Raw genomic sequence first — 10,981 nt, 5'->3', positions numbered from 1 at the left:
TAGAGGATGGGGATTATGACAGTGCCCTTTCTGATATAGAAAGCGGAATCCATGTGGCAGGAGCGGAGGATATGCAGAGTCTGCTGTTTAATGAAATCGTAGTCTATGAGAAGAAACTGGATTTTCAGACTGCTTTGCAGAAAGCACAGGAATATCTGGAATTATACCCGGAAGATAAAACTGTTAAGAAGGAACTTGCATTTCTTAAAACGCGTGTGTAATATCCATCTGACTGAGGAGAATTTATGGAAGAATTTGGAAAGCTTGAAGAACGGGTGGTTCTTGTGGGAGTGCAGACGGATGATCATGATAATGTGGAAGAATCCCTGGATGAACTGAAGGAGCTTGCATCAACTGCGGGAGCTGTTACAGTGGGAAGAATCATTCAGAATCGTGAGTCTGTGCATCCCGGAACTTATATTGGAAAAGGAAAGATAGAGGAAGTACGTGCACTGGTATATGCTATGGATGCAACCGGAATTATCTGTGATGACGAACTTTCTCCTGCACAGCTGAATAATCTGGAGCGGGAACTGGACTGTAAGGTGATGGACAGGACATTATTGATTCTGGACATTTTTGCAGCGAGAGCTATAACCAGTGAGGGTAAAATACAGGTAGAGCTTGCACAGCTTCGCTACAGATCTGCCCGTTTGGTCGGTCTCAGGGAATCTCTTTCTCGTCTGGGAGGTGGAATCGGAACCAGAGGTCCGGGAGAGAAAAAGCTGGAGACAGACCGTCGTCTTATCCGTACAAGGATCTCTGCTTTGAAGCAGGAATTATCCCAGGTGGAGAAACACAGGGAACTGATCCGTTCCAGCCGGGCCAGAGGCAATATGAAGACTGCTGCGATCGTAGGATATACAAATGCGGGAAAATCTACGCTGCTGAACACACTGACAGGCTCAGAGGTTTTATCAGAGGATAAACTGTTTGCTACACTGGATCCAACTACCAGACTTTTAAATTTGAAGGACGGACAGCAGATTCTTCTCACAGATACGGTTGGATTTATCCATAAGCTTCCGCATCATCTGGTCGAAGCATTCAAGAGCACATTGGAAGAGGCCAAATATGCAGATTATATTATCCATGTGGTAGATTCTTCCAATCCGCAGGCAGAGATGCAGATGCATGTGGTATATGAGACATTAAAAGAACTGGGAGTGATGGGAAAGAAGATCATCACACTCTTTAATAAGCAGGATGCGCCGGGGGCATGCGTACTGCGAGATTTTAAATCGGACTATACGCTGAAGGTCTCTGCAAAGACAGGCGAGGGTCTTGCAGATCTGAATGATCTTCTGGAGAAGCTTCTTGCTGAAGAACAGATTTATGTGGAGCGCCTTTTCCCTTATCAGGAAGCAGGAAAAATCCAGCTGATCCGCGAATATGGGCAGCTTATCTCAGAGGAATACACAGAGGAAGGGATTGCTGTGAAGGCAAGGGTGCCGAAAGAAATCTACGCCAGAGTTGTATAAAAAAATATTTTGAAAAATAAGAAAATACCATATATTGTGCCTTTTGCGAAAATGAGGAACATTATGTGGTATTTTTGCGTGTTGACGAACCGGCGATACTCTGATACAATGAACCTACAGTGTTACTCAGAGCAAAGTGGACAGTAACGACAGAAATATCTCCGGTAAGAATATGCAGGAGAAACAGATTAACAAGAGAAAATGGGGGCATTAGATATGTTTCAGGTAGTAAAACGTGATGGCGAAGTGGATGAGTTTAAAATAGGCAAGATCACAGCGGCTATCCATAAAGCCTTTGATGCAAAAGAGAAAAATTATAGCGAAGAGATGATTGATCTCTTAGGGCTGCGTGTTACTTCTGATTTTCAGAAAAAGATTACAGATAATAAGATTACAGTAGAAGAAATTCAGGACAGTGTGGAGAATGTGCTGATCCAGGCCGGATATGCAGATGTGGCAAAAGCCTACATTCTTTACCGCAAGCAGAGGGAAAAGGTTCGCAACATGAAGTCAACGATCCTGGATTACAAAGAAATCGTAAACAGTTATGTGAAGGTTGAGGACTGGCGTGTAAAGGAGAACTCCACAGTTACTTATTCAGTTGGAGGTCTGATCTTAAGCAACTCCGGTGCAGTTACTGCAAATTACTGGCTGTCTGAGATTTATGACAATGAAATCGCAGATGCACACAGAAATGCAGATATTCATATTCATGACTTGTCCATGCTGACCGGATATTGTGCAGGATGGTCACTGAAACAGCTGATCCAGGAGGGACTTGGCGGTATTGAAGGCAAGATCACATCTTCACCTGCAAAGCATCTGAGTGTTCTCTGCAATCAGATGGTAAACTTTCTTGGGATTATGCAGAATGAATGGGCCGGAGCGCAGGCTTTCTCATCCTTTGATACTTATCTGGCACCTTTTGTCAAGGCAGATAATTTAAGCTATCCGGAAGTGAAGAAATGTATTGAGTCTTTTATTTATGGAGTCAATACCCCAAGCAGATGGGGAACACAGGCACCTTTCTCCAACATTACGCTGGACTGGACAGTACCGGATGATCTTGCAGAGCTTCCGGCTATCGTAGGCGGAAAGAATATGGATTTCAAGTACAAAGACTGCAAAAAAGAGATGGATATGATCAATAAGGCATTTATTGAGACCATGATCGAGGGGGATGCCAACGGACGCGGGTTCCAGTATCCTATTCCGACCTATTCCATAACAAATGAGTTTGACTGGTCTGATACAGAGAATAACCGCCTTCTTTTTGAGATGACATCCAAATATGGAACACCGTATTTCTCAAACTATATTAACAGTGATATGAAACCAAGTGATATCCGCAGTATGTGCTGCCGTCTGCGTCTGGATCTGAGAGAACTCCGCAAGAAGAGCGGTGGTTTCTTCGGATCAGGAGAGAGTACCGGTTCTGTGGGGGTAGTAACTATAAATATGCCGCGTATCGCATATCTTTCCAAGACACCGGAAGAGTTTTACAATCGTCTGGATCGCTTAATGGATATTTCCGCACGTTCTCTGCATATTAAACGTGAAGTAATTGGTAAGCTGCTGGATGAGGGATTATATCCTTATACAAAGAGATATCTTGGAAGCTTTTCCAATCATTTCTCTACCATTGGACTGGTGGGAATGAACGAGGTTGGTCTGAATGCCCGCTGGCTGGGAAAAGATATGTCTGATGAGCGTACACAGAGGTTTACAAAAGAGGTTCTTCTTCATATGCGGGAACGTCTGTCCGATTATCAGGAGAAGTACGAAGGAGAACTGTTTAATCTTGAGGCAACTCCTGCTGAATCTACTGCCTATCGTCTGGCCAAACATGACAGAAAACGCTGGCCGGATATTAAGACTGCAGGCAAGGAAGGGGATACTCCTTATTATACAAACAGTTCTCATCTTCCGGTTGAATACACCACAGATATTTTTGATGCACTGGATATTCAGGATGATCTGCAGACGCTTTATACATCAGGTACTGTATTCCATGCATTTATCGGTGAGAAGCTTCCTGACTGGAAAGCAGCAGCAGCACTGGTACGTAAGATCGCAGAGAATTATAAACTGCCGTATTATACGATTTCGCCGACCTATTCTGTATGTAAGGAACATGGCTACATCAGCGGAGAGCATTTCACTTGTCCGAAATGTGGTAAGAAGGCGGAGGTTTACAGTCGTATCACAGGATATTACAGACCTGTACAGAACTGGAATGACGGTAAAGCACAGGAGTATAAGAACCGTACGCTTTATGATGTGATGCATTCAGATATCAGAAAAATACAGCCGGTTCATGCCAGTGTAGTTACTGTGACTAAGGATGACGTGAAGATAGAACCTGTGGTATCACATAAATACCTGTTTACAACCAGTACCTGTCCGAACTGCAGAGTGGCGAAGAAGATACTGGAAGGCAGGGAGTTCGAGATTATTGATGCGGAGAAGAATCCGGAGATGGTGAAGGAGTTTGGAATTATGCAGGCTCCGACTCTGGTGATCACAGACGGTGAGCATATGACGAAATATGTAAATACATCCAATATTAAGAAATATGTGGATGAGGGATTATAAAGATACTGAGAGAGTTGACCGGAGGATAAAAGAGATGATCAAACAGAATGTTGTATTTGTGGAAAATAAAGCAGGAAGTCTGAAAAGAGTGACAGGGATACTTGCAGATAACGGGATTAATATTTATGGATTTGCATGCTTCGATGCACCGGAGTTTACAATCTTCCGTATGATCTGCAACGATCCGGATAAAGCGGAAATTGTTTTAAACAGGAGTGGATATATGAATCGTATTACACAAGCGATCGTAGTTGATATGAAAGATCAGGTAGGCGGTCTGGATGAACTCCTGAAAGTAGCATCAGACAGTAATGTAAGTCTTGACTATATTTATACTTCTTTCCACAGAAAAGATCTCAGACCTGTAGTAATTCTTCAGACGGAGGATGGTGCAGTGACAGAATGCATTCTTAAGAATAATGGATTTAATGTATTTACTTCAGCAGAAGAACTGGAGAAATAATACTGTATAAGACAGTGAGAGAATCACAGGACTGGGGATGGTTCTGTGATTTTTTGTATATTCATATAGGAAAGTTGAATATATCTTGACTATATAACTGGGAATACTATATAATAAAAGAAAACAATGATAATCCGACGAAATTTAATCAGGAGGTTTTGAAAAATGCAGATTTCTACAAAAGGAAGATATGCTCTGAGACTTATGCTTGATCTTGCAGTTCATAATACAGGAGAACTGGTCAAGATCAAAGATATTTCTGCAAGGGAAAATATTTCAGAAAAATATCTGAAACAGATTATTTCATCATTAAAGAAGGCGGGATATGTAAAGAGCCTGAGAGGGGCACAGGGCGGTTATATGCTTGCCAGAGAGCCGGAAACATATACGGTGGGAACTATTCTGAGACTGACAGAAGGCAGCATGAAGCCGGTAGCCTGTCTGGAGGACGAACCGAATCAGTGCAGCAGAGCCGGGGAATGCGTCACACTCCGTCTCTGGAAGATGCTTGATGAAGCTATTGAGGGAGTACTGGATAAGGTTACATTGCAGGATCTTAAAGACTGGTATGAAGAGATGGGAAATGATTATGTAATTTGATTTTCCCTCTTGACAACAGTGGATTTATAGAATATTATGTATATAACATATAATTCATATATACTTAGTATGAAATAAGGAGGACGAACTCATGGCAAAAATCTATAAAAATGCAGCGGAACTGGTTGGAAATACTCCTCTCCTTGAGGTTGGAAATCTTGAAAAAGAGCTTGGGCTGGAAGCGAGAATACTTGTGAAGCTTGAGTATTTTAACCCGGCAGGAAGTGCCAAAGACCGTATCGCCCTGAGTATGATCGAAGACGCTGAAGAGAGAGGCGTTCTGAAGCCTGGCGCAGTGATCATCGAGCCTACATCAGGTAACACCGGAATCGGTCTTGCTTCTCTTGCTGCAATCAAAGGATACAGAGTGATACTTACGATGCCTGAGACAATGAGTGTTGAGAGAAGGAATATTCTGAAAGCATACGGTGCAGAAATCGTATTGACAGATGGAACAAAAGGTATGAATGGCGCAATCGCCAAAGCAAACGAACTTGCGAAGGAATATGAGAACAGTTTTATTCCGGGACAGTTTGATAACCCTGCAAATCCTGCGATCCACAAAAAGACCACAGGTCCGGAAATCTGGAGAGACACAGACGGACAGGTAGATGTTTTTGTGGCAGGTGTTGGTACAGGCGGAACGATCACCGGTGTTGGTGAATATCTGAAATCCCAGAATCCTGACGTGAAAGTAGTGGCAGTAGAGCCTGCAACTTCCCCTGTACTTTCTCAGGGAAAGAGCGGTCCGCATAAGATTCAGGGAATCGGTGCGGGATTTGTTCCGAAGGCATTAAATACAGAGGTTTATGATGAGGTTTTTCCGGTTGAGAATGAGGATGCTTTTACAGTTGGCAAGCTGATTGCCAAACATGAGGGAATTCTTGTTGGTATTTCTTCCGGTGCGGCTCTCTATGCGGCAATCCAGCTGGCTAAGAGACCGGAGAATAAAGGAAAAACAATCGTAGCTCTTCTTCCGGACTCCGGTGACCGTTACTATTCTACTCCATTATTTGTGTAAAATAAAAAAGCCCTTTTTAGGGCTTTTTTTATTTTACATAAATGTGTTAGAATAGATATGCTGTACAAATGATTTTTATGTAACTGTTCAGTATTTTGCAGAACAGCTAACATAACATAAATAAAATTATCATAAACAATAATATTCCGTGTAATCGGATCACAGAACAGGATGGAATAAAAATGAGAAAAGCAATTATCGCAATGAGCGGCGGAGTGGACAGCTCTGTGGCAGCTCTGCTTACAAAGGAAACCGGTGATGAATGTATCGGTGCTACCATGAAATTATTTCACAATGAGGACATAGGAGTAAAGAGAGAGAAAACCTGCTGTTCTCTGGATGATGTGGAGGATGCCAGAAATGTCTGCTACAGAATGGGGATCAGGTACTATGTTTTTAACTTTTCCGAGAGGTTTAAAGAGGATGTTATGGACCGCTTTGTGGATGCCTATGAGCATGGAGCCACGCCAAATCCCTGCATTGACTGCAATCGTTATCTGAAATTTGACAAGATGTTTCAGAGAATGCGTGAACTGGAGTATGATTATATTGTAACCGGACATTATGCACGTGTGGAATATGATGAGGAGAAGAACCGTTACTTATTAAAGAAAGCTGTGGATGATACGAAGGATCAGAGTTATGTGCTTTATATGCTGACACAGGAGCAGCTTGCGCATATTTCCCTGCCTCTTGGCGGGCTTCGCAAAACGGAAGTGCGTGAGATCGCAGAGAAGCATGGCTTTGTTAATGCCAGAAAGCATGATAGCCAGGATATCTGTTTCGTACCGGACGGTGATTATGCAAAGTTTATTGAACAGTACACAGGACGTAAATCAATCCCGGGCGATTTTGTAGATACAGAAGGAAACATTCTTGGTAAACATAAAGGAATCATCCACTATACACTTGGCCAGAGAAGAGGACTTGGTATTCCGGCAGCATCCAGACTGTATGTGTGTGATATTTCTCCAAAGACCAATCAGGTGGTTCTGGGAAATAATGAGGATCTTTTCCATTCGGAACTGACTGCAACAAAGGTCAATCTGATTTCCTGTGAATCTCTGAAGGAGCCAATGAGACTGAAAGCAAAGATCCGTTACCGTCATCCGGAGCAGGAGGCCGTAGCATGGCAGACGGAAGATGGAGTGCTGCACGTGCGTTTTGATAAACCACAGAGAGCTATCACCAGAGGGCAGGCAGTTGTGTTATATGATGGTGATATCGTTGTAGGCGGCGGCGTGATTGAAAATTGTATTAAATGACAGATCATCCTTGTCTTTCGCATTTTGTCGGACTGTCTTATCTGCACTGTTTTTTGGAAACGTTATAGTTATTAGCTATTAAACGCTATAGAAAATTTCCTATTGACGTACTAGGAATTAAATGGTAATATACAACTATGCTAAATCATATCAAACAGATATGAAAAGCGTAGAAACAAAAATGACTTGCAGATAAGGGGCTTAAGAGCCGGAATCAGTTTTGCAGAGAAAAAGATTATTATAAATCAGAGAAAGATGAGGATATACACATGAGCAAAAAAATCGAAAGAAAAGACAGACATTTCAAATTTGAAACATTACAGCTTCACGTAGGACAGGAGAGTCCGGATCCGGTTACAGATGCAAGAGCAGTACCAATCTATCAGACATCTTCTTATGTATTCAGAAACTGCGATCATGCAGCTGCACGTTTCGGACTTGCAGATGCAGGTAACATTTACGGACGTCTTACAAACCCGACTGAAGATGTATTCGAGAAAAGAATCGCAGCGCTTGAAGGCGGTTCTGCGGCACTTGCAGTAGCATCCGGTGCAGCAGCAATCACATATACAATTGAGAATCTTGCACAGCAGGGTGACCACATTGTGGCAGCCAAGAATATTTACGGTGGAACAACAAACCTTCTGGAGCATACACTTCCGGCTTATGGAATCACAACAACATTCGTTGATGTATTTGATCTTGAAGAAGTAGAGAACGCAATTCAGGATAACACAAAAGCTGTTTACATCGAGACTCTTGGAAACCCGAACTCTGATGTAGTTGATATTGAAGCTATCGCAAAGATTGCTCATGCACATAAGATTCCGCTTGTAGTGGATAACACATTTGCAACACCTTACCTTGTAAGACCAATCGAATATGGTGCAGATATCGTTGTTCATTCTGCAACTAAATTCATCGGTGGACATGGTACAACAATCGGAGGTGTGATCGTTGAGAGTGGTAAATTTGACTGGGAAGCATCAGGTAAATTCGCATCTCTGACAGAGCCGAACCCAAGCTATCATGGCGTAAGCTTTACAAAGGCATGCGGACCGGCAGCATTTGTTACAAAGATTCGTGCAATTCTTCTTCGTGATACAGGTGCAACCATCTCTCCGGTAAGCTCATTCATTTTCCTTCAGGGACTTGAAACACTGTCACTTCGTGTTGAACGCCATGTAGAGAATGCACTGAAAGTTGTTCAGTACTTAAATAACCATCCGCAGGTAGAGAAAGTTCATCATCCGTCTGTATCCACAGATCCGGTTCAGCAGGAGCTTTATAAGAAATACTTCCCGAATGGCGGCGGTTCCATCTTTACATTTGAGATTAAAGGTGATGCGCAGAAGGCAAAGGACTTCATTGATAATCTGGAACTGTTCTCATTGCTTGCCAATGTAGCTGATGTTAAATCTCTTGTTATCCATCCGGCTACAACAACACACAGCCAGTGCACAGAAGAAGAACTTCTCGATCAGGGTATCAAACCAAATACAATTCGTCTTTCCATTGGTACAGAGAATATTGACGATATCATTCAGGATCTTGATGAAGCATTTAAGGCAGTTGCTGAATAATACAGATATAACATTCTTATATATTGTATAAATAAAACATGAATAAAAAGACCATCTTCCGGATTTTCCCCCATATCTGAAAGATGGTCTTTTTGTTATTGTTTACACACCGCTATCCCGCGAGGTGTTTTGGCATGAATATGCCAAAATCCCGAGACATACAAGCCAAAATTCCATTGCCGCAGGCAATCTGGAATGAATTTTGGCTACGTTACTGTGAACGGAGTGAACAGTAACGTCTTTTTTTGGAATGTTTCAATTGTATGGTTTACAGACTTGACAAATTATAAAAATACTATATAATACAGAAATGCAAATAAGTTGCAAATGTAAATAAGTTGCAAATACAAATAAAGTGCAAATATAAGGAGAACTATATGTCAGAGATTATATTAGATTCAGTAATAGACAGCATCAAGCTGCTACCCTTTCTTTTTCTTACTTATCTGTTTATGGAATGGCTGGAGCATAAGACAGGTGCGGCAGCACGAAAGAGAATCCGTACAGCCGGAAAATTCGGACCGGTATGGGGGGGACTTCTGGGAGTGATCCCACAGTGTGGATTTTCGGCAGCGGCATCCAGCCTTTTTGCCGGACGTGTGATCACAGTGGGAACTTTGATCGCGGTGTATCTGTCTACTTCAGATGAAATGTTTCCGATCATGATCTCCAATGCAGTTCCTGTAGTTACAATTGTGAAAATCCTGACCTGCAAAGCGGTGATCGGAATACTTTCCGGCCTGGTGCTGGAGTATGTTTACACACATATTCTGAAGAAACAGGAACCTGATGTGGATATTCATGAAATCTGTGAAGAAGAACGCTGCCATTGTGAACATGGAGTTATTTCTTCAGCAGCATTTCACACATTAAAAGTTTTTGTATACATTTTCTTGATTTCTCTTGCTTTAAATATTATCATTGGATTAGTTGGAGAAGAGACACTGGCAGGACTTTTTACAGGAACACCGATTGCAGGTGAACTGATCGCAGCTTTAGTGGGACTGATTCCCAACTGCGCTTCTTCTGTAGTAATCACCCAGTTATATCTGGATCATATTATCGGAGCCGGGGCGATGATGGCGGGACTTCTTGTAAATGCAGGAGTTGGGCTTCTGATTCTGTTTCGTTTGAACAGAGACAGGGTTCAGAATCTGAAAATTGTGGGAGTACTTTATGGACTTGGTGTATTCTGGGGAATTATTATTGAATTTGCAGGAATTGTTTTCTGATCAACCGAGTCTGCTCTGTCAGAAGAAGCTGATTTTAGGAGGAATGATAAAATTATGGCAGGAAGCAGTTATGCGACAGCAAGCCGCAGAAAAATACTTGAATATTTGAAAAACAGTAATGACCATACGGTTACAGCTGCTGATGTGGATGAGTATCTGAAGAAACATGACAGTGAGGTAAATATCACAACCATTTACCGCTATCTGGACAAGCTTGCAAAGGATGGAACTGTGATCAAATATGTTGCAGAGAAAGGTTGCCAGGCTGCTTATCAGTATGTAGAACCGGGACGGGGATGTGAACAGCATCTGCACCTGAAGTGTGTAAAATGCGGAAAGATCATTCATCTGGAATGTCATTTTATGGAAGAAATTTCTCATCATATTGAAGAAAGTCATGGATTTACCCTGCAGTGTAAGAATTCTATTTTGTATGGAGTCTGTAAAGAATGTAAAGGCAGTGGCGAAGACTGTTGACTGTTTCTGTCAGATGATGTAAACTGAAATACAACTGTTTGGTCAAATTGACTGGGAAGCAGTATGGTGAAGAGAAAAGACAGCGAAATTGCTGTAAGTACCGGTAAAAATAACAGATAATATATGAAATCATAAAAGAAGGCAATAATGAGAAAACAGAAGAGACAGATGTGTGTAAGAAGAATGTTATTTTTTTTTCTGGCGTGTGTATTAATATGTGCAGCACCCCCGTCTGCAGCACAGGCGGCAATAATGCAGACTGCT

The 10,981-nt window shown here is 42.1% G+C and carries 9 protein-coding genes and 1 pseudogene; all 10 read left to right on the top strand.

Annotated elements, in window-relative coordinates; all coding sequences use genetic code 11:
* Positions 1–221: pseudogene (locus AC075L_RS05295) on the top strand (tetratricopeptide repeat protein); the annotation flags it as partial.
* A gap of 24 nt (positions 222–245) precedes the next feature.
* On the top strand, positions 246–1,481 hold the full coding sequence (gene hflX, locus AC075L_RS05290) for a GTPase HflX (protein ID WP_025579229.1): 1,236 nt from the start codon (positions 246–248) through the stop codon (positions 1,479–1,481).
* Positions 1,482–1,697: 216 nt separating this feature from the next.
* Positions 1,698–4,076, top strand: a complete 2,379-nt coding sequence (locus AC075L_RS05285; RefSeq protein WP_195382718.1) for a ribonucleoside triphosphate reductase — start codon at positions 1,698–1,700, stop codon at positions 4,074–4,076.
* 34 nt (positions 4,077–4,110) lie between these two features.
* Positions 4,111–4,539, top strand: a complete 429-nt coding sequence (locus tag AC075L_RS05280; protein WP_173706268.1) for an ACT domain-containing protein — start codon at positions 4,111–4,113, stop codon at positions 4,537–4,539.
* Between the two features lie 165 nt (positions 4,540–4,704).
* Positions 4,705–5,139: an RrF2 family transcriptional regulator gene (locus AC075L_RS05275; protein WP_476387291.1), complete on the top strand. Its 435-nt coding sequence runs from the start codon at positions 4,705–4,707 to the stop codon at positions 5,137–5,139.
* A 91-nt stretch (positions 5,140–5,230) separates the two neighbouring features.
* Positions 5,231–6,160, top strand: coding sequence for a cysteine synthase A (gene cysK / locus AC075L_RS05270; protein WP_026648272.1), 930 nt, complete (start codon positions 5,231–5,233; stop codon positions 6,158–6,160).
* 182 nt (positions 6,161–6,342) lie between these two features.
* A complete protein-coding gene (mnmA, locus tag AC075L_RS05265) occupies positions 6,343–7,425 on the top strand; it encodes a tRNA 2-thiouridine(34) synthase MnmA (protein ID WP_022380498.1) in 1,083 nt (360 codons plus the stop codon).
* Between the two features lie 269 nt (positions 7,426–7,694).
* Positions 7,695–9,008 carry an O-acetylhomoserine aminocarboxypropyltransferase/cysteine synthase family protein gene (locus AC075L_RS05260; protein ID WP_022380497.1) on the top strand — a complete coding sequence of 438 codons (1,314 nt, stop codon included), beginning with the start codon at positions 7,695–7,697 and terminating at the stop codon, positions 9,006–9,008.
* Between the two features lie 377 nt (positions 9,009–9,385).
* Positions 9,386–10,240 carry a putative manganese transporter gene (locus AC075L_RS05255; protein WP_055052696.1) on the top strand — a complete coding sequence of 285 codons (855 nt, stop codon included), beginning with the start codon at positions 9,386–9,388 and terminating at the stop codon, positions 10,238–10,240.
* 54 nt (positions 10,241–10,294) lie between these two features.
* Positions 10,295–10,717 carry a Fur family transcriptional regulator gene (locus AC075L_RS05250; protein WP_008706467.1) on the top strand — a complete coding sequence of 141 codons (423 nt, stop codon included), beginning with the start codon at positions 10,295–10,297 and terminating at the stop codon, positions 10,715–10,717.
* Positions 10,718–10,981: the final 264 nt, after the last annotated feature.

Source organism: Blautia sp. ZXY-1-B12 (assembly GCF_056339915.1).
Note: the sequence above shows the minus strand (reverse complement) of the source record. Positions and strands in the feature narration are given on the sequence as shown.